Raw genomic sequence first — 22,598 nt, 5'->3', positions numbered from 1 at the left:
GCATTGCCTCTTACTATTAAAGTTTGGTCGAATATGGCCCGGCTTCAAGTTTTTTCTGCCTGATGTCTCGTCACAATTGCGACCAAACCCGCAACATGACGTGAATTTCCTCAGAAGTTGTCCTTGCGCTTGCGGATTTCAGCAAAGACCTCGGCATCCGGGGCACCTGCCATTCCCAACGCCTCTTTGACCTCGGGTCGTGAGGCCCGGAGAAAAGGATTGGTTTCCAACTCAAGGGAAAGGGATACTTGCGCCGTAGGCTGCCCATCAGCCCGGGCCTGTTCGACCGCTTCAACCCTTGATTTAAGCGCCGCGTTTCCCGGTTCAATGGTCAATGCGAATTTCGCATTGCTCGTCGTATATTCATGCCCCGAATAGACCATTGTTTCCGGCGGAAGCGCGGCAAGCTTGCTTAGCGTTTCCCACATCATGTCCATGGTTCCTTCGAAGACACGACCGCAACCCAATGCCATCAGGCTGTCGGCCGTGAAAACCGCCCCGCCTTTGGGATAATAATAGGCCACATGACCCAACGTGTGGCCCGGTACGGCGATCACTTGCATTTCGCCATCTCCGGTGCCGCCTGACATGCCATCCGGAAGAGCCATGTCCAAAGGTGGCAGTTTTGCTTCCTCGGCTTTGGGCCCCATTACCATGCAGCTATATTTCTCACGCAGCTCGGCCACGCCGCCTACGTGATCGTGATGGTGATGGGTCAGCATGATCACCCCCGGTGTCCAACCCCTTTCGTCCAGCGCTGCGATGATGGGCGCGGCTTCGGGCGCGTCGATTACCGCAACGCCGTCTGGCCCGTTGACGAGGTAAGCATAGTTGTCGGAAAGACAGGGAACGGTGACGATGTCGAGAGGCATGGCTTTTCCTTGCGGGCTTTGTCAGACTGTTTGCAGTCAACCGCATCGAGGCCGCCTCTGCAATGCATCTGGACGTGCAAACCCTTAGAGATTTCTATTACCGCAGCGCTTTGGGGCGCGCGGCCCAAAAGGTGATCCGGGATCAGGTGCAGGCTTTTTGGCCGGATGAAGCAGGTAGAACTGTTGCAGGCTACGGCTTTGCAGTGCCGCTTTTGCGCCCATATATCGGAAGCGCACGCCGGGTAATCGGCCTGATGCCCGCGCCACAGGGGGTTATGCCGTGGCCGGCAGGTATGCCGAACGTGTCGGTGCTATGCGAAGAAACCCGGTGGCCCATCGAAACCGGGCATATCGACCGTCTGGTGCTGATGCATGGGCTCGAAACATCCGAAAGCCCATCCGAGTTGCTGGATGAATGCTATCGCGTTCTGGGTCCGGGTGGTCAGGCCCTGTTCATCCTGCCAAATCGCTCTGGGCTATGGGTCCGGTCGGACGCGACGCCCTTTGGTTACGGGCGTCCCTATTCGGTCAGCCAGCTCGAAACACAGCTTAAGCGGCATGACTTTGTCCCACAGGATCACGTGTCCGTGCTGTATCAACCGCCGTCCAACAGACGGTTCTGGATGAAGACGGCGCCCTTCTGGGAAAAAACGGGCCGGTCGATTCCGGCGGTCATGGCAGGCGGGGTAATGATGGTGCTGGCGTCGAAAAAACACCCGCCATCCCGCCGGCGGATAGGAGAAACGGCGCGCGTCTTGAACCCGTTGGAAGTTCTCAGGCCCCAGCCTGCCGGCAAAGCCAAGCCGGTATGACGCCGTCGCGAATGGGCTGCGCATCAGTGGGCCAGTATCTGTTGGGCAATTGGCCTGAACCTTATCGGTCATTGTCGAATCGTGTTCGCTGCCTGTGATGGCACAGGGAAGACCAGCCATCATCATCCCCAAAATGCAAAACCCCTATTTCATCCAGGTAAACGTCAACACGTTACGTGACGATCAACTCTAGCGAAAATTGATCAGAGATTGACGCGCCATTTGCAAATCGGGGACAAAGTGAAATGTAAAGCATAGTTGCTGCCGAAATTTGGTCACCAATGCGGCTGGGCGAAGCGTCAGATGCACTGCTATGGGCTCATCGGAGCTGATACCCTGATTTTTTGCGACTTCAGCCGATTTTCGGGCGTGTATTTCCAAATGTGGGGCGCGCGACTCGTGCGAAAGCCCCAAAAATTGGCTGAATTATTCACCTATTTCGGTGTGCAGATGGTCGCACTTTGCACAAGTGCTTGAAAACATGGAATTTCATGCAAAAGCTAAACTTTGGTTAGTATGTTGCGACGTTGGGTAGGCTCTGCTACATCCGCCACGATTTATATGCCTTGGACGTTCCGGGGCAGGGACAGCCCTCGGGCGCCCGGGCAACCGGATGCGCTACGGGGGCAGTATATCGGAAGGGTGGACGTGTCTGAATCAGCTTCGATTTCCTCCGGCATCGCCGAACGCTATGCCACCGCGGTCTTTGGGATCGTGAAAGAGGCCAAAAACCTTGCCAAGCTCGAATCCAATCTCGATGACCTGACGGCGGCCCTCGCAGACAGCGCAGACCTGCGTGACCTGCTGACCTCCCCGGTCTATTCGCGCGAAGCACAAGAGGCGGCAATCACAGCCGTCGCCAAGAAAATGAAACTCATCCCGTCAATGCAGAACGTGCTGGGCCTGATGGCTCAAAAGCGCCGTCTGTTCGTGGTGCCACATATGGTGACACGCCTGCGCGAGATGATTGCCGAAGAAAAAGGCGAAGTGACTGCAGATGTCGTATCGGCCAAAGCGCTGACCGCAACACAGTCCAAGAAACTTGCCGAAACGCTCAAGGCCAAGGTTGGCTCAGACGTTAAGATCAATGCGACCGTCGATGAAAGCCTCATTGGCGGTCTTGTCGTAAAGATGGGCTCGAAGATGATCGATACCTCGATCCGCTCCAAGCTCGACTCCCTCCAGAATGCAATGAAAGAGGTCGGATAAATGGGTATCCAAGCAGCCGAAATTTCTGCGATCCTTAAGGAGCAGATCAAGAACTTTGGCCAGGAGGCCGAAGTCGCCGAGGTAGGCCGTGTGCTTTCCGTTGGTGACGGGATCGCCCGTGTGCACGGTCTCGACAATATTCAGGCCGGTGAAATGGTCGAATTCCCAGGTGGCATTCAGGGCATGGCTCTGAACCTGGAAACAGACAACGTCGGTATCGTTATCTTTGGTTCTGACCGGGACATCAAAGAAGGCGACACAGTCAAGCGTACAAACGCAATTGTGGACGTTCCTGTTGGCCCCGAACTTCTGGGTCGCGTTGTGGACGGTCTGGGTAACCCGCTGGATGGCAAGGGCCCGATCAAAGCGTCTGGCCGTTCGATTGCGGACGTAAAAGCTCCGGGCATCATCCCGCGTAAATCGGTTCACGAACCGATGGCGACTGGCCTCAAGGCCGTTGATGCGATGATCCCGATTGGCCGTGGCCAGCGAGAGCTGATCATTGGTGACCGCCAGACCGGGAAAACAGCCGTTGCTCTGGACGCGATCCTGAACCAGAAAACATACAACGACGCCGCTGGCGACGATGACAGCAAGAAACTGTACTGCGTTTACGTGGCCGTTGGTCAGAAGCGTTCGACAGTTGCACAGCTGGTGAAGAAGCTCGAAGAAACCGGTGCGATCGAATACTCGATCGTTGTGGCCGCGACCGCGTCCGACCCGGCGCCTATGCAGTTCCTGGCACCCTACGCCGCGACTTCGATGGCCGAGTATTTCCGCGACAATGGCAAGCACGCGCTGATCATCTATGATGACCTGTCCAAGCAGGCCGTTTCCTACCGTCAGATGTCCCTGCTGCTCCGCCGCCCACCCGGCCGTGAAGCTTACCCAGGCGACGTTTTCTACCTCCACTCGCGTCTGCTGGAACGTTCGGCCAAGCTGAACGAAGACAACGGCGCAGGCTCGCTGACGGCTCTGCCGATCATCGAAACTCAGGGTGGTGACGTTTCGGCGTTTATTCCAACCAACGTGATTTCGATCACCGACGGTCAGATCTTCCTTGAAACCGAACTGTTCTATCAGGGTATCCGCCCTGCGGTGAACACCGGTCTGTCGGTTTCGCGTGTGGGCTCTTCCGCTCAGACCAAGGCGATGTCTTCGGTTGCTGGTCCGGTGAAACTGTCGCTGGCTCAGTATCGTGAGATGGCAGCCTTCGCACAGTTTGGTTCCGACCTCGACGCCGCAACCCAGCAGCTGCTGGCACGTGGCGCGCGTCTGACCGAGCTGATGAAGCAGCCTCAGTACTCGCCGCTGACCAACGCGGAAATTGTCTGCATGATTTTTGCGGGCACCAACGGTTTCCTCGACAAGGTTGAAGTCAGTGACGTAGGCCGTTTCGAAGCGGGCCTTCTGGCACACCTGCGCGGCAAGCACGCAGATCTGCTGGCAGACATCACAGACAACGACCGCAAGGTGAAGGATGACCTGGCCGACAAGATCAAGGCCGCGCTGACTGAATTCGCTGCAGATTTCTCGTAAGGGGGCAGGACAATGCCTAACCTCAAGGATCTGAAAAACAGGATCGCGTCGGTCAAATCGACCCGCAAGATCACCAAGGCCATGCAGATGGTGGCCGCCGCAAAACTGCGGCGGGCACAGGATGCGGCCGAGGCGTCGCGCCCCTACACAGAACGGTTCAATGCCGTGATGGGAGCTCTGGCCGCTTCGGTTGGTGACAGCGATAGCGCACCAAAGCTTCTGGCAGGCAACGGCAGCGATCAGACCCATCTTTTGGTGGTGATGACAGCTGAACGAGGTCTGTGCGGTGGCTTTAACGCCAACATCGCCAAGCTGGCCAAGCAGCACGCCGAAAAGCTCAAGGGCGAAGGCAAGACGGTCAAGATTTTGACCGTCGGTAAAAAGGGTCGCGACGCGATCAAACGGGAATACGGCGATCTCTTTGTCGGTCACGTTGATCTGAGCGAAGTTAAACGCATCGGCTATGGCGATGCGCAAGGCATTGCACGTGATGTGCTGGCCCGTTTTGACGGTGGCGAATTCGACGTTGCGACGATCTTCTATGCGAAGTTCGTCAACGTGGTCAGCCAGACCCCGACCGCTCAGCAGATCATCCCGGCGGCCTATGAGGCTGAAGGCGATGACAGCGATGGCGCATCGACGCTCTATGATTACGAGCCCGATGAAGAGGCGATCCTTGCAGATCTGCTGCCGCGTGGCGTGGCAACACAGATCTTTGCAGCGCTGCTGGAAAATGGCGCATCCGAACAGGGTGCCCGGATGTCGGCTATGGACAACGCGACCCGCAACGCGGGCGAGATGATCGACAAGCTGACCATCGAATACAACCGCTCGCGTCAGGCCGTGATTACAAACGAGCTGATCGAAATTATCTCGGGCGCCGAGGCGCTCTAACCGAACCGGAGACGAAACATGGCAAACGCAAAAGGCAAGGTCACGCAGGTGATTGGCGCCGTCGTGGACGTGCAGTTCGACGACCATCTGCCCGAAATTCTTAACGCGCTGAACACTGAGAACCAGGGCAAGACCCTTGTTCTCGAAGTGGCACAGCACCTGGGCGAAAACACTGTCCGCACAATCGCGATGGACGCGACCGAAGGTCTGGTCCGTGGTCAGGAAGTGACAGACACAGCGGGTCCGATCTCGGTTCCGGTTGGCAACGCAACCCTGGGCCGCATTCTGAACGTTGTGGGTGAGCCAGTAGACGAAGGCGAACCACTGAACGCTGACGAATACCGCGCAATCCACCAGCCCGCACCCGAGTTCGTGGAACAGTCCACAGAATCCGAAGTGCTGGTAACAGGTATCAAGGTGATCGACCTTCTCGCCCCCTACGCCAAGGGTGGTAAGATTGGCCTGTTCGGCGGCGCCGGCGTTGGCAAGACAGTTCTCATCATGGAACTGATCAACAACATCGCCAAAGTGCACTCGGGCTTCTCGGTGTTTGCTGGTGTGGGTGAACGGACCCGCGAAGGCAACGACCTCTATCACGAGATGATCGAATCCAACGTTATCAAGCCCGACAACCTGTCGGAGTCTCAGGTGGCCCTGGTTTACGGTCAGATGAACGAACCTCCCGGTGCGCGTGCCCGTGTTGCTCTGACCGGTTTGACACTGGCCGAGCAGTTCCGCGACCAGTCCGGTACCGACGTTCTGTTCTTTGTGGACAACATCTTCCGCTTCACACAGGCTGGTTCCGAAGTGTCCGCTCTGCTGGGTCGTATTCCTTCTGCTGTGGGCTACCAGCCAACACTCGCAACCGACATGGGCGCGATGCAGGAACGGATCACCTCGACCAAGAACGGTTCGATCACATCCATTCAGGCCGTTTACGTGCCTGCGGATGACCTTACCGACCCTGCGCCTGCGACAACCTTTGCGCACCTTGACGCGACAACGGTTCTGAACCGCGCGATTTCCGAACTGGGTATTTACCCAGCCGTGGACCCGCTCGACAGTTCCTCGCGTCTGATGGATCCGCAGATCGTTGGTGAAGAGCACTATCAGGTGGCCCGTGACGTTCAGGGTATCCTGCAGCGCTACAAGTCGCTTCAGGACATCATCGCGATCCTCGGCATGGACGAACTGTCCGAAGAGGACAAACTGACCGTTGCACGTGCCCGTAAGATCCAGCGTTTCCTGTCGCAGCCATTCGACGTTGCGAAGGTCTTCACTGGCTCCGACGGTGTTCAGGTTCCGCTGGAAGACACAATCTCGTCCTTCAAGGCGGTTGTGGCCGGCGAATACGATCACCTGCCCGAGGCGGCCTTCTACATGGTTGGCGGCATCGACGAAGTTCTGGCCAAGGCCGAAAAGCTGGCTGCAGAAGCTGCGTAACCCTGCCGCCCCCGGTTGTCCGGGGGCAGGCTCCTGAAAGGAGACAAACATGGCAGATACAATGCAATTCAACCTCGTCTCGCCCGAGCGCAGCCTGCTCTCGGCCGAGGTGAAGTCAGTGCAGATTCCGGGTGCGGATGGTGACATGACCGCCATGCCCGATCACGCCCCGACCATCACAACGCTGCGCCCCGGCGTTCTGACCGTTGAAACCACAGGCGGTACAGAAGAGTTCGTTGTGACCGGTGGTTTTGCCGAAATCGGTGAAAGCCTGTCGGTGCTGGCGGAACGTGCCGTGCCAAAGGCCGACGTGGATCAGGCTGCTTACGACGCAATGGTCGACGAAGCTCAGGCCGCTTACAACCAGACCAAAGAGGCCGCAGATGGCAACTCTGGACTGGTGGATGAAGCAGCCAAGCTGTTGCAGGACATGGTCGCTGTTGGTGCGAACATCGGTTTGAGCCCGAAGCAAGCATCGCTTTGATCAACCCCTGAGAATTGGAAAGCCCCGCTGGTTTTGGCGGGGCTTTTTCGTTGAATTTGCCGACCAATTGCCGCTTTGCACTCCAACTTTTGCCCGATTGTCTCTATATCGGAAACACAAACGCACCAGAGGCAGAGCATGCGCAAATATGTTGGATCGTTGATCGGCGTCGATCAAGGCAACGAAGAGGTTTTCTCCGACTTCGCCAGCGGCGGCGATATGTGGACCGGCGCGGGATCGCGTGAGCGTCGCAAGAAGGTCAAGTTTTCCGAGCAGTTCCGGTCGATTCCGACCGTGCAGGTTGGTTTGTCTCTATGGGACATGGACAGCGGTGCCAACGTGCGGGCCGACATTTCAGCGGACAACGTATCAGAGACCGGTTTTGACCTCGTATTCCGGACATGGTCTGACACTCGCGTTGCCCGTGTGCGCATGGCATGGATGGCCATCGGCGAAGTCGCAAGCGACGACGACTGGGAGCTCTATTAAGCACGCTCTGAAACTCGGGCCAGCCTCTGGCCATCGATTGGTCGCTTTGAGCCCAGTTTAACCGGCGCTGCAGTTCCCACTAATGTCTGCTACAAACTACAAAGGGACCAATATTTTCCGTAGGAGAGTGATTTGGCAGCCAACCAGATAACCTTACTACTCTTGCCAGTGGTAGTCTGTTTTCTAGTGGTCTGGGCGATCATTCACACGAGAAAGCTCAAGAAAAATCAACCACTAAAAGTCCACGGGCCGCACACTCCAGGTGCTGGGTACGATGCTAAAGAAATCGCGCGCAGCAAGGGGAACGGTATGGCGGACGGTGGTGTAGGTTAAATCGTAAGCAGACCTTGGAACGCTCGCTTTGTCCCGCAAAGCGGAAACTTGCGCTACAGAATACCTTCGTAGATCGGGCCCAGTGTGTCTGTTTCGAACAGCGACGAAACCGAGGTGCCGTTCCAGATGTTCAGGATCGACTGGGCAAACATCGGCGCAGTGGGCAGCGTCCGGATGTTGGGAGCAGCAACGATGGGATCGGTGGGTTGGATGGAGTCTGTCAGGACCAGCGATTTCATAACGGAATTCGTGACCCGTTCAACTGCCGGGCCGGACATGACGCCATGCGAGATATAGGCGTGCACTTCGGTAGCGCCATGTTCCATCAGCACTTCGGCCGCTTTGCACAACGTACCAGCCGTGTCGCAGATGTCGTCAACGATGATACATTTCTTGCCAGTCACGTCACCGATCACGGTCATTTCTGCAATCTCGCCGGGCTTTTCGCGTCGTTTGTCGACGATGGACAGCGGCGCTCCGATCCGTTTGGCCAATTCGCGTGCGCGCGCGACCCCGCCAACGTCAGGCGAAACCACCATCACATCACTGAGCGAACCCTCGAACTGCTTGAGGATATCCAGTGCAAAGATCGGGCTGGCGTACAGGTTGTCGACGGGCATATCAAAGAAGCCCTGGATCTGTGCGGCGTGAAGATCCATGGTCAGCACCCGCTCAATCCCGGCTTCGGCGATCATGTTCGCCACGAGCTTGGCGGTGATCGGGGTCCGGGCCTTGGTCCGGCGATCCTGACGGGCGTATCCGAAATACGGGATCACTGCTGTGATACGCGACGCCGAAGACCGGCGGAGCGCGTCGGCCATAATCAACAGCTCCATCAGGTTGTCGTTCGCCGGATTGGATGTGCTTTGAAGGATGAACATATCCTCGCCACGGACATTCTCGAACACTTCGACAAAGATTTCCTGATCGTTGAACCGCTCGACCCGAGCGTCCACAAGACCGACAGACATGCCACGGTAGAGCGACATGCGCCGGGCAATGGCCTTGGCCAAAGGTTGATTGGAATTGCCGGCGATCAGTTTAGGCTCAACGACATTAGGCATGGGGCAGCTCCGGTATATGACGGATTCGTGACATTGCGGACCGCTTAACATGGGCCTACGTTGCCGCCAACACAGCAAACAGGAGCGCGCCGGAATGCCCCATATCGACTACTTCTTTGCAACGCTTTCTCCTTACGCCTATCTGGCAGGAGATCGACTTGAGAAAATCGCGGAAAAACATGGTGCGACGATTACCTACAAACCGTTGGACATCATTGCTCTGTTCGGCCGGACTGGTGGCACGCCGCCCAAGGACCGTCATCCAAGTCGTCAGGAATACCGGGCACAAGAACTGGTTCGGCAGGCGAAACGACTTGAAATGCCGTTCAACCTGAAGCCCGCGCATTGGCCAACAAACATGGCGCCATCGTCTTATGCCGTGATTGCAGCCCAGAATGCTGGCGGCGGTGATCTGGGCGCACTGTGCCAAAACTTGCTAAGCGCATGTTGGGCAGGAGAAAAAGACATTGCTGACGATGCTGTCATCAAGGGCGCTTTGAGCGATGCAGGTTTTGATCCATCTCTGGCGGACAGCGGCTTGCTGGCCGGTGCCGAAACCTATGCCGCAAATCTTGAAGAGGCCGTGGAACGCGGCGTCTTCGGTGCTCCATTCTATATCACTGACGACGGCCAGCGGTTCTGGGGTCAGGATCGGCTGGACTATCTCGATCTGCATCTGGCTGGCCAGCTGTAGCCCTTGATGGAGTTGTTTTCGCGGGAATTTGGAAACGGGCCGGAAGCGGCCCTTTTTCTGCATTGTGGGCTGGGTCGGTCCGGCATGTGGAAGGCGGTAGCAGGTCATTTGTCTGACCAGCTAACCGTCTGTGCGCCGGACCTACCGGGCCACGGTCGTAGCCCGGGTTGGCCCAATGGAGATCCGCATGACGTGGCCACAGAAGCAGTCAGGCCCTTCCTGCGCGAGGGCATGCACTTGGTCGGGCACAGTTTTGGCGCCACGCTAGCGCTTCGGCTGTCGCTTGAGGTGCCGGATGCTGTCGCCTCGCTGACATTGGTTGAACCTGTCTTCTTTGCGGCGGCACCCTCGGGGCCGATACGGGACGCACATCGCGCAGCGGAAGAAGAGTTTTTCGCGGTTTTCGAAACAGGTGGCGCGTTAGAGGCGGCGCGTGTTTTCAACCGCCTCTGGGGAGGCGGTGTGCCGTGGGCCCAGTTCCCGGCCGAAGCCCAACAAGCGATGGCCGACAACATGCCATTTGTGGTGGGGACAGAGCCCAGCCTTTGGCAGGACAGCGCCGGGTTGCTGCAGGGCGCTGGGTTGAAAACTCTGAAGATGCCCGTTGCGTTGTTGCGCGGTTCAGAAACCGTTCCGATGATCGCAGAAGTCCACAAAGGTCTGACAGAACGCCTGACAACGGCCGAGGAAACTGTGGTGTCCGGAGCGGCTCACATGCTGGTCATGACCCATCCAAAGGACGTGGCTGATGCAATTAGGACCAACATAGACCGCGCGAAACGCTAGGTTTTCTGGCCAATCTTCGGTTCGGTTCCCGCGCGCAGACGTTCGATATTGGCGCGATGGGTCCAAAACACCAAACCGGTCAGAACCAGCGTCAGCACCACCATATCTGATCGGCCAAGCATTAGTGCCCATACCGTCGACGTGGCGGCGGCGGCCAGAGCGCCTGCAGAAGAAATACGCAGGATGGCGGCCGCGATCAGCCAAGAGAAGCAAACCAATGCGCCAACCCAAAAAGAAAGCGCCAGCAAGACGCCAAGGAATGTCGCAACACCCTTGCCGCCTTTGAACTTTAGCCAAATGGGAAAGCAATGGCCCAGAAAGGCCATGAGACCCGCAAGCTGGGCAGCATCTTCGCCAGCGGCATAGCGGGCCAGCAGGACAGCAATGATCCCTTTGCCAGCATCAAACAGCAAGGTCGCGGCGGCGGCCGTTTTGCTGCCTGTGCGCAGAACATTGGTTGCGCCAATATTGCCGGAGCCGATCTGCCGCAGATCACCCAGCCCCATGACACGCGCCATGACTATTCCGCCGGGGATGGAGCCCAGCACATATCCAATCACACCCCACAGGGCGAGAATTGGCAGAGTATTGACGATTTCTGGCATGGGTGCGGCCTAGCTGCTCGGGTGGACGCCTTTTCCGGCGACAAAGGTTTGAAGAACCTTACCTTGCAGGCGGGCACCGTCAAAGGGGGTGTTCTTGGATTTTGACTGAAGAGCAAAACGATCCAGAACAAATGGCTTGTCTGCATCGAAAAGCACCAGATCAGCCGGTGCGCCAGCAGACATCCGACCGCAAGCAAGCCCTAGACGTTTGGCCGGATTCAGCGACAGTGCCTTGAACAATACGGGCAGCTCCAGTTCACCGGAGTGATAGAGGCGCAGCAGGACTGGCAACATGGTTTCCAGCCCGACAGCGCCAGAGGCGGCCTCTTCGAATGGCAGGCGTTTGCTTTCTTCGTCCTGTGGCGTGTGGAAGCTGCCGATCACATCGATCACACCGCTTCTGACGGCTTCAACGACCGCTTGTCTGTCCTCTTCGGAACGCAGCGGGGGTTTCACTTTGAAAAACGTCCTGTAGTCGGCGACGTCCATCTCGTTCAGGGTCAGATGATGCATGGAGGTACCAGCACTCACATCCAGCCCTTCGCCTTTGGCGCGCGCCAAGACGGCAACGGCCTGTGCAGTGGTGATCTGGTCGGCATGATAGCGTGCGCCAGTCATTTCGACCAAGGCAAGGTCCCGGTCCAGCCCCATACGTTCAGCCATGGCGGATACCGCAGGAAGACCGCGCAGTGTCGCGAATTTTCCCGATGTAGCAGAAGCGCCCTTCGACAGGATCGGCTCCTGTGGATGTCCCATCACCAGCGCGCCCAGACTGCGGGCATAGCCCATGGCGCGGGCCAGAACCTTGGTGTCGGTCACCACGCTGTCGCAATCGGTAAAGGCGATGGCACCTGCATCCAGCATAAAACCGATTTCGGTCATTTCGCGCCCTTCGCGGCCTTTGGTCAGGGCGGCCATCGGCAAGACATTGACCGGCGCTGCCTGATTGGCGCGCCGCCGAATGAATTCCATCGCTTCGGGGGTATCTGTGGCTGGCGTCGTGTCAGGCCGCGTCACGATCGTCGTAACACCGCCCGAAGCAGCAGCGAGACCGGCCGTCTTGAAGCTTTCCTTGTGACGTTCGCCGGGCTCTCCGACCTTTACGCCGATATCGACGATCCCGGGCGCAAGGTAGGCTTCGCCTGCATCGACGATCTCTGCGCCGGGCACGTTGGGCGAGGGATCCTCAAACACCGTCTGGATGACACCCTCTGCCATCAGAACAGCGCCGTCCTGAATGGTGCCAGCCTCTGGGTCGATCAGTTGCGCACGTGTGATCAGGGTCTTTGTCATGTTTCAGATCCTTGTGACAACGTTATCAAGCCCGGAGCCATTTCGCATAGTCATGCGTTGTCCTCTGCAATAGTGCCCCGTTGGATGTCGCGCAACATGCGGTAAACGGCCCGTGCCTGCATGATGCGCTCAAAGCCAACGCGCTTTCTGTAAGACCCATTTTGCGTATGGATCCGCTTGTTCGCGAAAAACACCGAGCCGGGGTTGCCCTCAATATATTCGAGGGGGCTGTTTGCTTCGATGTCATAGGACTTCAGGCTGCGGCCTAGAAAGGGAATGTCAGACGCTACAAATGCACGCTGTGTGGTCAGGCTGTAGACTGTGCGACCGCGCAGATAGGCCTTCCAAAAGGCGTAGCCGCCAGCATTATAAAGGCCAATGGCAAGGAAAATCAGGCCGAACATCGGAAAGAACGAAACTGGGCCGGGCATGCCCGAGGCAATCCACCCAGCCATCGACATCCAGAACAGCGAAAAGACGACGAATACCAAACCCATCATCATCTGCATGGGTTGGATCGGTGCCAGTGTCAGGCCCGCTTCGGGCCGCCCTTGCCACAAAACCCGCTCACCCTGATCCAGCAGACCATCCCAGTCGGTTTGCATGACAGAGGCCGGGGAACTCATCTCAGGATTAGAGCTGCAATCAAAAGGGCCAGCACAACGAGGCCAATCAGGAATATCCGCAGAAACATGGAACTGCCTGCGCCTCTGCCCGCGCTTGCAGAGCCCCCGGTCTGACCTTTTGCAGCGGCACTTTGGATTTTGGCACCGCGTCCTTTTGCTTTGGTCTCTGAAAAGGTTCCGATCCAGCGCAGTGGTGGCGCGATGTTCAGTTCTTGCGAGGTGTTGTTGAATGTTTGGCTTGGCAGGATCAGGACGTGGCCGCGCAACGCATCGATCTGCATGCGCGCGCCTTTGAAATCGGCCCCCGCGGCGCCATGGGCTTCGGTCATGTACTCGGACAGGCTCATGTCTCCGAGATCGCGCAGATCAACGACGTCCACAAACGATGGCCTCAGGATCTTGGCACCGAGGCCATATTTCAACGGCCATTCGCCGGTGCCGGCTTGCGTTACAAACCGGTCAATCGCTTCGCGCGGCAGGTCGAGATGAAAGAGCCGCAGAACGCCCGTCTCGGATCCGTTGATCTTCATCGTTGTCATGCCATCACCTCAGTGGGTCGGGCGCGAAGATTTCGCGCAAGCAGGTCCATGACGGCCATTCGAACGGCAACGCCCATTTCAACCTGATCCTGAATGACGCTGCGGTTGATGTCGTCCGCAAGCGTTCCATCGATTTCGACCCCTCTGTTCATGGGGCCCGGGTGCATGACGATTGCGTCAGGTTTGGCATGGCTCAGCTTTTCGGCGTCGAGCCCGTAGCGATGGTAATATTCCCGCTCTGACGGGATGAAACCGCCGTCCATACGTTCCCGCTGAAGGCGCAGCATCATGACCACGTCCACATCCTTCAGGCCCTCGGCCATGTCTTCGTAGACTTCGACACCAAAGGCATCGATGCCAGAGGGCATAAGGGTGGAAGGGCCAACCAGACGAATACGGTTTTCCATTTTGTGCAGAAGCAACAGGTTGGATCGCGCAACCCGGCTGTGCGCAATATCACCGCATATCGCGATGTTGAGCCTATGCAACCGCCCCTTGGCCCGACGTATGGTCAGAGCATCCAGCAACGCTTGTGTCGGATGTTCGTGGCGACCGTCGCCTGCATTTAGCACGGCGCAGTTTACCTTTTGCGCCAGTTGGTCCACCGCGCCGGAATGCGGATGGCGCACAACCAAGAGATCCGGGTGCATCGCGTTCAATGTCATCGCCGTATCGATCAGGGTTTCACCCTTTTTGATCGAACTGGCTTGCATTGCCATGTTCATGACATCTGCGCCCAGACGTTTGCCTGCCAGCTCGAAGCTGGCCTGTGTCCGGGTCGAATTTTCGAAAAACATATTGATCTGGGTCAGCCCTGCCAGCGCTTTGGCGTGCTTGTCCCGGCGACGATTGAAAGAGACGTATTGATCCGCCAGATCCAGAATTGTCGTGATCTCATCGGGGCGCAGGGGTTCAATGCCCAGAAGATGGCGGTGGTCAAATCTCATACAAAGGCCTCGCGATTGGCTGCAGTCTTCATAAGTAGCCTTGACGTGCGGGGCAAGGCCCGGACTGCTGCTACTGAGCAGTCTCTTGCGCAGTCAAATTTGACTTTTCAAAGGCGATGAGACGCGGCGCAAAGGCTTTGGCAGAAAAAGCCCGATCAATTCGGATATTCAAATTCGCTTTGACCAAAGAGCATGCGTTTTAATGTGTCGTCGCAGCCTATAGGGTGGCCGCATGGAATCGGAGCTGGATTGGCATAGTGCACGCGCCCTGCTTGAATGGCAGGTGGATCTGGGAGTGGACGAGGCGATCTCGGACACGCCGGTGGATCGTTTCGCCTTGGAAACTGCTGCAAAAACGGCAGCGGCCGAAGCCGTCCCGGCCACAGCCAAAACGCAGGTCATGCCTCCGCCTGTTGAAGAAAAGCCAGATACCGTCGCCATCGCCACCAAGGCAGCCGCAGCTGCAGACACGCTGGATGCATTGCGCGCCGCGTTGGGCGCTTATGATCACTGTGAGCTTAAGAAAGGCGCGCGGAACCTTGTTTTTTCCGATGGCACTGCTGGTGCACCGGTCATGATCATTGGCGAAGCGCCCGGACGAGACGAAGATCGTGCGGGCAAGCCGTTTGTCGGTCGGGCCGGGCAGTTGCTGGATAAGATGCTCGGCGCCATTGATCTGGATCGCAAGGAAAACGTCTACATCACCAACGTTCTGCCTTGGCGCCCGCCGCAGAACCGTGATCCGCGACCAGACGAAATCGCAATGATGCAGCCTTTTGTCTATCGTCACATCGCATTGGCCAAACCCAAGATTTTGTTGGTTGTCGGGAATCATGCGGCGCAGGCATTGCTGGGCAAGCGCGGGATCACACGATTGCGCGGGAACTGGCACGAGGCACCAGCCGAGGCAGGCGGATTGCCGGCTTTGCCGATGTTACATCCGGCTTATCTGCTGCGCACACCTTCTGCGAAGCGCGAAACCTGGGCGGACCTTTTGGCGCTCAAGGCGCGGTTGGAGGGCCGGGGTTGAAGATCCTCGCCTTTTCAGACCTGCATTTGTCCCGCAGCCGGGCGGCGGAACTGGTGGCTGCCAGTGCCGAGGCTGATCTCGTTCTGGGTGCCGGTGATTTTTGCAACATGCGACAAGGCTTGAACGAAGCCATGGCGATGCTGGATGGGATTGCTGCGCCCATGATCGTCGTTCCCGGCAATGCCGAAAGCGATGCTGAGCTGCAGTCATCGGCCTTGGACGGCACAACCGTGCTGCATGGTCAGGGGGCTACGATCAACGGTCTGCGAATCTTCGGTCTGGGTGGCGGTATTCCTGAGACACCGTTTGGCGACTGGTCTTTTGATTTGGATGAAGCACAGGCAAAGGCGGCACTGGACCGCTGCGATCGGGTGGACATCCTGATGACGCATTCCCCGCCCAAAGGAATTGCAGATGTCACGTCAAACGGTGTGTCGGTTGGATCGACTGCAATCCGCGACGCGATTGAACGGCTACAGCCAAGTCTTGCGATTTGCGGGCATATTCACGACAGCTGGGGGCAGAGCGGGGCCATCGGCAAGACCCAAGTGGTCAACCTTGGCCCCAATCCCAATTGGTTCAAACTGGAGGCATCGTCATGAGCCGTATCGACGAAACCAAGGAATTCATCCCGGTCCGCATCGCTGTGTTGACCGTTTCGGACACTCGGCAATTGGGAGAAGATCGTTCAGGCGACACGCTGGTCGCACGCCTCGAGGATGCAGGACATACTCTGGCGGCGCGTGAAATTGTTAGCGATGAGCGTGACCTGATCGCAGATCAACTGCGGAGCTGGGTGGCTGACCCTTCGATTGATGTGGTGCTTTCGACTGGTGGAACGGGGCTGACTGGCCGTGATGTCACCGTCGAGGCGCATCGCGACGTCTATGAAAAGGAAATAGAAGCATTTGGTACGGTTTTTACCATGGTCTCGTTTCAAAAGATCGGCACCAGTGCCGTCCAAAGCCGCGCAACGGGCGGTGTGGCCGGGGGAACGTATCTGTTTGCCCTGCCCGGAAGCCCCGGCGCCTGCAAAGATGCTTGGGACGAAATTTTGCGCTGGCAACTCGACTACCGGCATCGGCCTTGTAACTTTGTCGAGATTTTCCCGAGATTGGACGAGCACAAGCGACGGAAATAGCGCGGTCAGCCGTATAACGTCAGTGCGGGGCCGCTGCGCTTGGCATTGCGGGCTATGCGACTACATTTAACGGGGCCGGGGTTTTCTCGGTTCAGGAGACAAATACCATGCGGTTCTTACGCAAAAGCCTGTCGGGACTGTTCCTGGTGGCCGTTACCTTGGGCTTGCTCGTTTATGCGGGTGACATGGTCTTTAAGGCGGTCGAGACGCGTATGGCGCAGGAACCCCGGGTGCCACGCGCCCGTGAACGTGTCTTTGCCGTCAACGTTGTGCCCGTCGTTTTCGAAAGCATCACACCGCAAATGTCCGCTTTTGGCGAAGTACAAAGTCAGCGAACGCTGGAATTGCGTGCTGCCGCTTCGGGGGCTTTGATCGATCTCGATCCGGCCTTTGTGGAAGGCGGACAAGTCGATGCTGGCCAATTGCTTGCGCGTATTGATCCTGCCGATGCGCAGGCAGCGCTGGATCGGGCACAAAGTGATCTGCTGGACGCGCAGGCCGAACAACGCGAGGCGGACCGGGCGATTGTACTGGCGCAGGATGAGTTGCTGGCGGCACAAGAGCAGGTCACCCTGCGCGAACAGGCGCTGCAACGTCAGCGTGATTTGCTGGCCCGGAACGTCGGAACAACGGCAGCGGTGGAGTCGGCCGAACTTGCCCTGTCATCCGCGCGTCAATCTGTTCTGACCCGTCGGCAGGCCGTGGCCAGTGCAGAGGCCCGGATCGATCAGGCCGCAACTCGTTTGAAGCGGGCAGAGATCGCGCGCGACGAAGCGCAACGCAGGCTCGATGAAACAGAAGTCCGGGCTGAATTCGCGGGCACGCTGTCGGATGTAACGGTTGTGGCGGGCCGGCTGGTGACCGGGAATGAACAACTGGCCCGGATTGTTGACCCTGATACCCTCGAGGTCGCCTTTCGAGTTTCGACCCAACAGTATGCGCGTTTGCTGGATGAAGAAGGCCGCCTGCGCAACGCTGCGGTTCAGGTCACGCTGGATGTTTTCGGAACGAATATCAGCACGCAAGGCAGCCTGAGCCGCGAAGGCGCGGCAGTGGGAGAAGGACAAACGGGACGTCTTTTATTTGCCAATCTGGATGCCCCCCGTGGGTTCAAGCCGGGGGATTTTGTGACCGTCACCATCGAAGAAGCGCCCTTGCGTTTTGTTGCACGGTTGCCGGCCACGGCCGTCAATGCGGCGAACGAGGTGCTGGTCGTGGGCGAGGACGAAAAGCTGCAGGTTGCTGAAGTTCAGCTAATGCGTCGGCAAGGCAACGATGTTCTGATCCGTGCGCGTGATCTGCAAGGCCGCGAAGTTGTCGCCGAACGGACACCGCTGCTAGGCGCCGGTATCCGGGTAAAACCGTTGCGCGGCGATGCGGCCAACGTGCCGGAACAACCGGAAATGCTCGAGCTTTCAGACGAACGGCGTGCCAAGCTGGTCGCGTTTGTCGAAGCGAACACCCGAATGCCCGCAGAAGCGAAGAGTCGGATTCTGTCACAGCTGGCACAAGACAAGGTGCCGGCGCAGATGGTGGAACGTATCGAATCCCGGATGGGGGGCTAAGCCATGCGCGAGGTTTCCAAAGGCGCTGGCGGCATTCTCAGTTATTTTGCCCGTCATCCGACATTGGCAAATCTGCTTTTGGTCATTCTGCTGGCTGCGGGCCTTTTGGCTGCGCCGAATATGCGCGCGCAGTTTTTCCCGGATGTCATCATTGATGAAATCACGGTTTCCGTTCAGTGGGACGGGGCCGGTGCCGAGGATGTGGACGCGGCAATTGTTCAGGTGCTGGAACCTGCGTTGCTTGGGGTTGAAGGCGTTGAATCCTCGCTTGCCAGTTCCCGAGAAGGCCGGGCCAGCATTGAGCTGGAGTTTGAACCGAACTGGGATATGGCCCGTGCCGCGACCGATGTACAAACAGCTGTCGACACAGTCACAGGCTTGCCGGAAGACGCCGAAGAGCCTTCGGTGCGGCGCGGCTTCTGGCGGGACCGGGTCACGGATCTTGTCATTACAGGGCCGGTCGGTGTCGATCAGCTGGGCAGGTTTGCAGACGAACTGACCACGCGGCTGTTTTCAGAAGGTGTCACACGGACAACGATCCGTGGGCTAGCAGCGCCACAAACGATCATCGAAGTGCCGTCACAAAATTTGATCGCCTTTGATGTCACGATGGCTGAAATCGCCGCAGCGATCGAGGCCGAGGTCACCGCTGACCCCGCTGGTGATGTTGGCACGTCCGGTGCGCGCGTGCGGACCGGTGTCGAAAAACGCGGAGCCGACGATATCGAAGGGATCGTGCTGCGTTCGAACGCCGATCGTTCCAAACTGACGGTCGGGGATGTCGCGCGGATTTATGTCGAAGGCATTGATCGCAACCGCAGCTATTTTGTGGGCGATGATCCGGCGATTTCGATCCGGGTTGATCGATCTGACCGGGGCGACGCAATCGGCATTCAGGAAACGGTCGAGGATGTAGCCGCCGAGTTTTCAGCATCGCTGCCATCTGGCGTTTCGATTGATCTGATCCGAACCCGCGCCGAGGCGATCACTGGCCGTTTGAATATTCTGATGGACAACGGTTTGACCGGTCTCGCCCTCGTGGTGACGCTGTTGTTCCTGTTCCTGAATGCCCGAACGGCGTTTTGGGTCGCCGCTGGCATTCCGACGGCCATGCTGGCTGCGATTGCTTTGATGTTTGCGGCAGGACTGACGATCAACATGATCTCACTGTTCGCGCTCATTATCACGCTGGGCATCGTGGTTGATGATGCGATCGTTGTCGGAGAACACGCCGATCATCTGTATCGCAAGGGGCTTGATCCCTACGCGGCTGGCGAAGGCGCTGCCATGCGCATGGCCCTGCCGGTTTTCTCGGCCACCTTGACCACTGTTATCGCCTTCTTTGGGCTTGTGGCGATTGGCGGGCGGTTTGGTGATCTGATCCGGGACATCCCGTTTACCGTGATCGTCGTGCTGCTGGCCTCTCTGGTCGAATGCTTTTTGATTTTGCCAAACCATATGGCTCATGCGTTGAAGGCGTCAGCCAAGGAACATTGGTATGATCTGCCTTCGCGGATTGTGAACCGCGGGTTTGTCTACGTTCGGGAAAACCTGTTCAGGCCTTTGATGGCAGGTGTCATTGCCGGCCGGTATGTCGTGCTAGCGCTGGCTGTTGTTGCACTGGCATCTCAGGCGGCTGTGTTCATCCGAGGCGACGTGCAGTGGCGTTTCTTCAACGCGCCTGAACGGTCTTCGGTCACCGGCAACTTTGCAATGGCACCTGGCGCGACACGCGAAGACACGCTTGCGCAGATGAAACTCCTGCAGCAAAGCGCTGAGGCGCTGGGCAAGGAATACGAAGAACGCCATGGCCTCAATCCGCTCGACTATGTGATCTCTGAAATTGGGGGCAATGCCGGGCGGGGTTTGGCAGGAACAGACACCAAGGACGCTGACCAATTGGGTGGTATCAGCATCGAGTTGATCGAAGCCGACCTGCGCCCCTATTCCAGCTTTGCGTTTGTCGGGGAACTTCAGGACAAGGTGCAGCGTCATCCATTGGTCGAAACCATTAGTTTCAGGGGCTGGCGATCCGGCCCTGGGGGCGATGCGCTGGATGTTCAATTCTATGGCGCGACGGCTGAAACACTCAAAGGCGCATCAACGGATCTGCAAACGGCGCTGCTGCAATTCCCCGAGGTGTCCGCGGTTGAGGATAATCTTTCTTACGACAAGGAAGAGCTGATCCTTGAATTGACAGCACAGGGACAGGCGTTGGGCTTTGATATCGACGGATTGGGCCGCGTGCTGCGGAACCGACTAGGCGGGATCGAGGCGGCGACGTACCCGGATGGTCCTCGCAGTGCCAGCATCCGCGTTGAATTGCCCAGCGGCGAGCTGACGGCTGATTTCCTGGAACGGACGCGAATGCGCACACCGACCGGGGCTTATGTTCAGCTGGCTGACATTGTCAGCGTGGAGCGACGGACCGGGTTTTCTACGGTCAGACGCGAAAACGGCATTCGCCTAATTTCGGTTACCGGCGACATCTCAGAAGACGATCCAGCCCGGGCCACCGAAATCATGCAGGCCCTCGAGCAGGAAATCCTGCCCGGCATCGCTTCGAACCGTCAGGTCGAATACAGACTGTCCGGCTTGAGCGAGCAGGAAGACAGCTTTCTTGCCGATGCCCAGACGGGCCTGATCCTCGTACTCTTGGGAATTTACCTTGTGTTGGCATGGGTGTTCGCGAGTTGGACAAGACCTGTTGTTGTAATGGCAATCATCCCGTTCGGACTCGTCGGAACGATCTATGGCCATGCCTATTGGGATGTTCCGCTCAGCATGTTCACCGTTGTTGGCCTGCTGGGGATGACGGGTATCATCATCAACGATTCCATCGTGCTTGTTACGCAGATCGATCAATACGCCAAGGACAGAGGCCTGATCCCATCCATCATTGATGGCGCGGCTGATCGACTGCGGCCTGTTTTTTTGACAACCGCCACCACGGTTCTGGGCCTGGCGCCGCTTCTCTATGAACGCTCTGCCGACGCGCAGTTTCTGAAACCGACAGTGATTACCCTAGTATACGGTCTGGCCTTTGGGATGTTGCTGGTGCTGCTGGTTGTTCCGGCTCTGGTTGCTGTTCAACACGACATCGCAAAACTCACGGCCGCGTTCAAAAGGTCGCTCCGTTTCCGGAATATGCAACTGCGGGCAACCATGGTCGGGGCCGCTCTGGCCATGGTTGGATGGCTGGGCGCAACGATGGGTTGGGTGGCGTATTCGGGCGAAATGCTACCAGCCCTGTCAGGGATGTTTGGCCAACCCGCAGGCGCCCCGATGATAAGAGCACTGCAACTGTTTTTGGCGGGCAGTGCTGTGATCTCTGTCGCAACCTATGCCGCAGCGGGTGTTGCGATGGCAATTGCTCACCGCAGGGCCAATCCAACTTAGACGGGCTAGCCCGTGCAGCCCTGAATATCGACAGCCCAACGACCTTTGAGGATCGTGATGCGCAGGCCAGACCGGTTCAGTGCAAAACTGCCACCGTCGACATGGCGCAATTGTGTTTCAGAAATCAGCCGTCCCTGTTTCCAATGGCTTTTGGGCTCTGCCACCCAGACCTTGGGATCCGCGGCCTCAATCACAGTTTCAGCTTTGTTCGCGCGGGGCATCGTGACTTCGGTGCGCAGCGTCACGCCCTTTGAGTTCGGCTCGATCCGGCAATGGACCGCGCGCACACCTGCTTCTGCGGCGCTCAAAGGAGCATCTGCCAAAGCCGCGGCAATTTTGCCGTCCGGTTTCTTTGCCGAGGCCGGCAGAATGGCATCAACGCGCACACGATGGGGCAGACAAACATCTTTACAGATGCCGATATCGATTACGCCTTTCAGCTTGATGTCCTGTCCGGCGCCCTTCGCAGCGATCTGAAGTGGAAGTACGATCTCGGTGTCGTATCCGATAGAGCGCATGCCCGATTGCCAAAAAACATGCGGTGTGGGCCAGTGGACCGCAACCGTTCGCATTCCGCGTGATCCACGCCAGTCAAAATGGGGTGGAATGCCCGCGTCACCCGGAGCGCGCCAATAGGTTTTCCAACCCGGAGCAAGCTTGAGATGCAGCGCAGCCATATGGTCGCCGTTGGCCAGCCGCCAGCCGGGACGAAGTTCGGCTTCGATGACGTCGTCAAAGGACTGCGCCGCCGAAACAGCGGGCAAGACAAGAAGGACCAAAAGGGCAAGAATCCGTTTCATATCTGTCAAATGGCCGTTTTTCGCATGAATTAAA

22 protein-coding genes are annotated in these 22,598 nt (G+C 57.8%); 14 read left to right on the top strand and 8 right to left on the bottom strand.

The window, feature by feature from the left end:
• Window positions 1–110 precede the first annotated feature (110 nt).
• Window positions 111–872 carry a hydroxyacylglutathione hydrolase gene (gene gloB, locus PFY00_RS00635; protein WP_271430582.1) on the bottom strand — a complete coding sequence of 254 codons (762 nt, stop codon included), beginning with the start codon at window positions 870–872 and terminating at the stop codon, window positions 111–113.
• A 62-nt stretch (window positions 873–934) separates the two neighbouring features.
• Between gloB and PFY00_RS00630 the strand changes: the two genes are divergently transcribed.
• The 7 genes from PFY00_RS00630 to PFY00_RS00600 all read left to right on the top strand — a co-directional run bounded on the left by PFY00_RS00630 (window position 935) and on the right by PFY00_RS00600 (window position 7,742).
• A complete protein-coding gene (locus tag PFY00_RS00630; RefSeq protein ID WP_271430581.1) occupies window positions 935–1,684 on the top strand; it encodes a methyltransferase domain-containing protein in 750 nt (249 codons plus the stop codon).
• Between the two features lie 642 nt (window positions 1,685–2,326).
• Complete coding sequence (locus PFY00_RS00625) at window positions 2,327–2,893, top strand: F0F1 ATP synthase subunit delta (RefSeq protein ID WP_271431427.1); 567 nt, start codon at window positions 2,327–2,329, stop codon at window positions 2,891–2,893.
• The gene (gene atpA, locus PFY00_RS00620; protein ID WP_271430580.1) at window positions 2,894–4,432 is read left to right on the top strand and encodes a F0F1 ATP synthase subunit alpha; all 1,539 of its coding nucleotides are present in this window, start codon (window positions 2,894–2,896) and stop codon (window positions 4,430–4,432) included.
• Between the two features lie 12 nt (window positions 4,433–4,444).
• Window positions 4,445–5,326 carry a F0F1 ATP synthase subunit gamma gene (locus PFY00_RS00615; protein WP_271430579.1) on the top strand — a complete coding sequence of 294 codons (882 nt, stop codon included), beginning with the start codon at window positions 4,445–4,447 and terminating at the stop codon, window positions 5,324–5,326.
• Between the two features lie 18 nt (window positions 5,327–5,344).
• Window positions 5,345–6,769, top strand: a complete 1,425-nt coding sequence (gene atpD / locus PFY00_RS00610) for a F0F1 ATP synthase subunit beta (RefSeq protein ID WP_271430578.1) — start codon at window positions 5,345–5,347, stop codon at window positions 6,767–6,769.
• A gap of 49 nt (window positions 6,770–6,818) precedes the next feature.
• Window positions 6,819–7,253, top strand: a complete 435-nt coding sequence (locus PFY00_RS00605) for a F0F1 ATP synthase subunit epsilon (RefSeq protein ID WP_271430577.1) — start codon at window positions 6,819–6,821, stop codon at window positions 7,251–7,253.
• A 138-nt stretch (window positions 7,254–7,391) separates the two neighbouring features.
• Window positions 7,392–7,742, top strand: coding sequence for an H-type lectin domain-containing protein (locus PFY00_RS00600; protein WP_271430576.1), 351 nt, complete (start codon window positions 7,392–7,394; stop codon window positions 7,740–7,742).
• Window positions 7,743–8,128: 386 nt separating this feature from the next.
• Here the strand turns inward: PFY00_RS00600 and PFY00_RS00595 are convergent, their stop codons facing one another.
• Complete coding sequence (locus PFY00_RS00595) at window positions 8,129–9,139, bottom strand: ribose-phosphate pyrophosphokinase (RefSeq protein WP_271430575.1); 1,011 nt, start codon at window positions 9,137–9,139, stop codon at window positions 8,129–8,131.
• Window positions 9,140–9,233: 94 nt separating this feature from the next.
• Here PFY00_RS00595 and PFY00_RS00590 point away from each other — a divergent pair, with 94 nt between their 5' ends.
• Window positions 9,234–9,833, top strand: a complete 600-nt coding sequence (locus PFY00_RS00590; protein ID WP_271430574.1) for a 2-hydroxychromene-2-carboxylate isomerase — start codon at window positions 9,234–9,236, stop codon at window positions 9,831–9,833.
• Window positions 9,834–9,839: 6 nt separating this feature from the next.
• Window positions 9,840–10,619: an alpha/beta fold hydrolase gene (locus PFY00_RS00585; RefSeq protein ID WP_271430573.1), complete on the top strand. Its 780-nt coding sequence runs from the start codon at window positions 9,840–9,842 to the stop codon at window positions 10,617–10,619.
• On the opposite strand, the gene plsY is transcribed toward PFY00_RS00585, so the two are convergent.
• The 5 genes from plsY to PFY00_RS00560 are packed head-to-tail and all read right to left on the bottom strand — an operon-like array spanning window position 10,616 to window position 14,629.
• Window positions 10,616–11,224 carry a glycerol-3-phosphate 1-O-acyltransferase PlsY gene (gene plsY / locus PFY00_RS00580; protein ID WP_271430572.1) on the bottom strand — a complete coding sequence of 203 codons (609 nt, stop codon included), beginning with the start codon at window positions 11,222–11,224 and terminating at the stop codon, window positions 10,616–10,618. The two genes, PFY00_RS00585 and plsY, sit on opposite strands and share 4 nt — an antisense overlap.
• Before the next feature lie 9 nt (window positions 11,225–11,233).
• Entirely contained in the window at window positions 11,234–12,517 is a 1,284-nt protein-coding gene (gene pyrC / locus PFY00_RS00575; RefSeq protein ID WP_271430571.1) for a dihydroorotase, read from the bottom strand.
• A gap of 50 nt (window positions 12,518–12,567) precedes the next feature.
• A complete protein-coding gene (locus PFY00_RS00570; protein ID WP_271430570.1) occupies window positions 12,568–13,143 on the bottom strand; it encodes an aspartate carbamoyltransferase catalytic subunit in 576 nt (191 codons plus the stop codon).
• Window positions 13,140–13,682: an aspartate carbamoyltransferase catalytic subunit gene (locus PFY00_RS00565; protein WP_271430569.1), complete on the bottom strand. Its 543-nt coding sequence runs from the start codon at window positions 13,680–13,682 to the stop codon at window positions 13,140–13,142. The genes PFY00_RS00570 and PFY00_RS00565 overlap by 4 nt, the downstream gene beginning before the upstream one ends.
• Entirely contained in the window at window positions 13,679–14,629 is a 951-nt protein-coding gene (locus PFY00_RS00560; protein ID WP_271430568.1) for an aspartate carbamoyltransferase catalytic subunit, read from the bottom strand. The genes PFY00_RS00565 and PFY00_RS00560 overlap by 4 nt, the downstream gene beginning before the upstream one ends.
• Before the next feature lie 232 nt (window positions 14,630–14,861).
• On the opposite strand from PFY00_RS00560, the gene PFY00_RS00555 reads away from it, so the two are divergent.
• From PFY00_RS00555 to PFY00_RS00535, 5 genes are all read left to right on the top strand, one after another.
• On the top strand, window positions 14,862–15,659 hold the full coding sequence (locus PFY00_RS00555) for a uracil-DNA glycosylase (protein ID WP_271430567.1): 798 nt from the start codon (window positions 14,862–14,864) through the stop codon (window positions 15,657–15,659).
• On the top strand, window positions 15,656–16,261 hold the full coding sequence (locus PFY00_RS00550) for a metallophosphoesterase family protein (RefSeq protein WP_271430566.1): 606 nt from the start codon (window positions 15,656–15,658) through the stop codon (window positions 16,259–16,261). The genes PFY00_RS00555 and PFY00_RS00550 overlap by 4 nt, the downstream gene beginning before the upstream one ends.
• Window positions 16,258–16,800 (top strand): molybdenum cofactor biosynthesis protein B, encoded by a 543-nt coding sequence (moaB, locus tag PFY00_RS00545; protein WP_271430565.1) that lies wholly within the window; start codon window positions 16,258–16,260, stop codon window positions 16,798–16,800. The genes PFY00_RS00550 and moaB overlap by 4 nt, the downstream gene beginning before the upstream one ends.
• Window positions 16,801–16,907: 107 nt before the next feature.
• Window positions 16,908–18,365 carry an efflux RND transporter periplasmic adaptor subunit gene (locus tag PFY00_RS00540; protein ID WP_271430564.1) on the top strand — a complete coding sequence of 486 codons (1,458 nt, stop codon included), beginning with the start codon at window positions 16,908–16,910 and terminating at the stop codon, window positions 18,363–18,365.
• Between the two features lie 3 nt (window positions 18,366–18,368).
• Window positions 18,369–21,764, top strand: a complete 3,396-nt coding sequence (locus PFY00_RS00535; RefSeq protein ID WP_271430563.1) for an efflux RND transporter permease subunit — start codon at window positions 18,369–18,371, stop codon at window positions 21,762–21,764.
• Between the two features lie 5 nt (window positions 21,765–21,769).
• Here PFY00_RS00535 and PFY00_RS00530 read toward each other — a convergent pair whose 3' ends face one another.
• The gene (locus PFY00_RS00530) at window positions 21,770–22,564 is read right to left on the bottom strand and encodes a protein-disulfide reductase DsbD domain-containing protein (RefSeq protein WP_271430562.1); all 795 of its coding nucleotides are present in this window, start codon (window positions 22,562–22,564) and stop codon (window positions 21,770–21,772) included.
• Between the last annotated feature and the right edge of the window lie 34 nt (window positions 22,565–22,598).

This window comes from Thalassococcus lentus, from assembly GCF_028023555.1.
Lineage (GTDB): Bacteria > Pseudomonadota > Alphaproteobacteria > Rhodobacterales > Rhodobacteraceae > Thalassococcus_A > Thalassococcus_A lentus.
The sequence above is the reverse complement of the archived record's forward strand: the minus strand, read 5'-3'. Positions and strand labels throughout refer to the sequence as shown.

What these genes read in the sequence shown, in the direction of transcription:
- PFY00_RS00630 (WP_271430581.1), top strand. Translation starts at nt 935, where the DNA reads ATGCATCTGGACGTGCAAACCCTTAGAGATTTCTATTACCGCAGCGCT.
- pyrC (WP_271430571.1), bottom strand. Translation starts at nt 12,517, where the DNA reads ATGACAAAGACCCTGATCACACGTGCGCAACTGATCGACCCAGAGGCT.
- PFY00_RS00585 (WP_271430573.1), top strand. Translation starts at nt 9,840, where the DNA reads ATGGAGTTGTTTTCGCGGGAATTTGGAAACGGGCCGGAAGCGGCCCTT.
- PFY00_RS00535 (WP_271430563.1), top strand. Translation starts at nt 18,369, where the DNA reads ATGCGCGAGGTTTCCAAAGGCGCTGGCGGCATTCTCAGTTATTTTGCC.
- PFY00_RS00540 (WP_271430564.1), top strand. Translation starts at nt 16,908, where the DNA reads ATGCGGTTCTTACGCAAAAGCCTGTCGGGACTGTTCCTGGTGGCCGTT.
- PFY00_RS00565 (WP_271430569.1), bottom strand. Translation starts at nt 13,682, where the DNA reads ATGACAACGATGAAGATCAACGGATCCGAGACGGGCGTTCTGCGGCTC.
- gloB (WP_271430582.1), bottom strand. Translation starts at nt 872, where the DNA reads ATGCCTCTCGACATCGTCACCGTTCCCTGTCTTTCCGACAACTATGCT.
- PFY00_RS00530 (WP_271430562.1), bottom strand. Translation starts at nt 22,564, where the DNA reads ATGAAACGGATTCTTGCCCTTTTGGTCCTTCTTGTCTTGCCCGCTGTT.
- moaB (WP_271430565.1), top strand. Translation starts at nt 16,258, where the DNA reads ATGAGCCGTATCGACGAAACCAAGGAATTCATCCCGGTCCGCATCGCT.
- PFY00_RS00570 (WP_271430570.1), bottom strand. Translation starts at nt 13,143, where the DNA reads ATGAGTTCCCCGGCCTCTGTCATGCAAACCGACTGGGATGGTCTGCTG.
- PFY00_RS00605 (WP_271430577.1), top strand. Translation starts at nt 6,819, where the DNA reads ATGGCAGATACAATGCAATTCAACCTCGTCTCGCCCGAGCGCAGCCTG.
- plsY (WP_271430572.1), bottom strand. Translation starts at nt 11,224, where the DNA reads ATGCCAGAAATCGTCAATACTCTGCCAATTCTCGCCCTGTGGGGTGTG.
- PFY00_RS00590 (WP_271430574.1), top strand. Translation starts at nt 9,234, where the DNA reads ATGCCCCATATCGACTACTTCTTTGCAACGCTTTCTCCTTACGCCTAT.
- PFY00_RS00600 (WP_271430576.1), top strand. Translation starts at nt 7,392, where the DNA reads ATGCGCAAATATGTTGGATCGTTGATCGGCGTCGATCAAGGCAACGAA.
- PFY00_RS00560 (WP_271430568.1), bottom strand. Translation starts at nt 14,629, where the DNA reads ATGAGATTTGACCACCGCCATCTTCTGGGCATTGAACCCCTGCGCCCC.
- PFY00_RS00615 (WP_271430579.1), top strand. Translation starts at nt 4,445, where the DNA reads ATGCCTAACCTCAAGGATCTGAAAAACAGGATCGCGTCGGTCAAATCG.
- PFY00_RS00555 (WP_271430567.1), top strand. Translation starts at nt 14,862, where the DNA reads ATGGAATCGGAGCTGGATTGGCATAGTGCACGCGCCCTGCTTGAATGG.
- atpD (WP_271430578.1), top strand. Translation starts at nt 5,345, where the DNA reads ATGGCAAACGCAAAAGGCAAGGTCACGCAGGTGATTGGCGCCGTCGTG.
- PFY00_RS00595 (WP_271430575.1), bottom strand. Translation starts at nt 9,139, where the DNA reads ATGCCTAATGTCGTTGAGCCTAAACTGATCGCCGGCAATTCCAATCAA.
- atpA (WP_271430580.1), top strand. Translation starts at nt 2,894, where the DNA reads ATGGGTATCCAAGCAGCCGAAATTTCTGCGATCCTTAAGGAGCAGATC.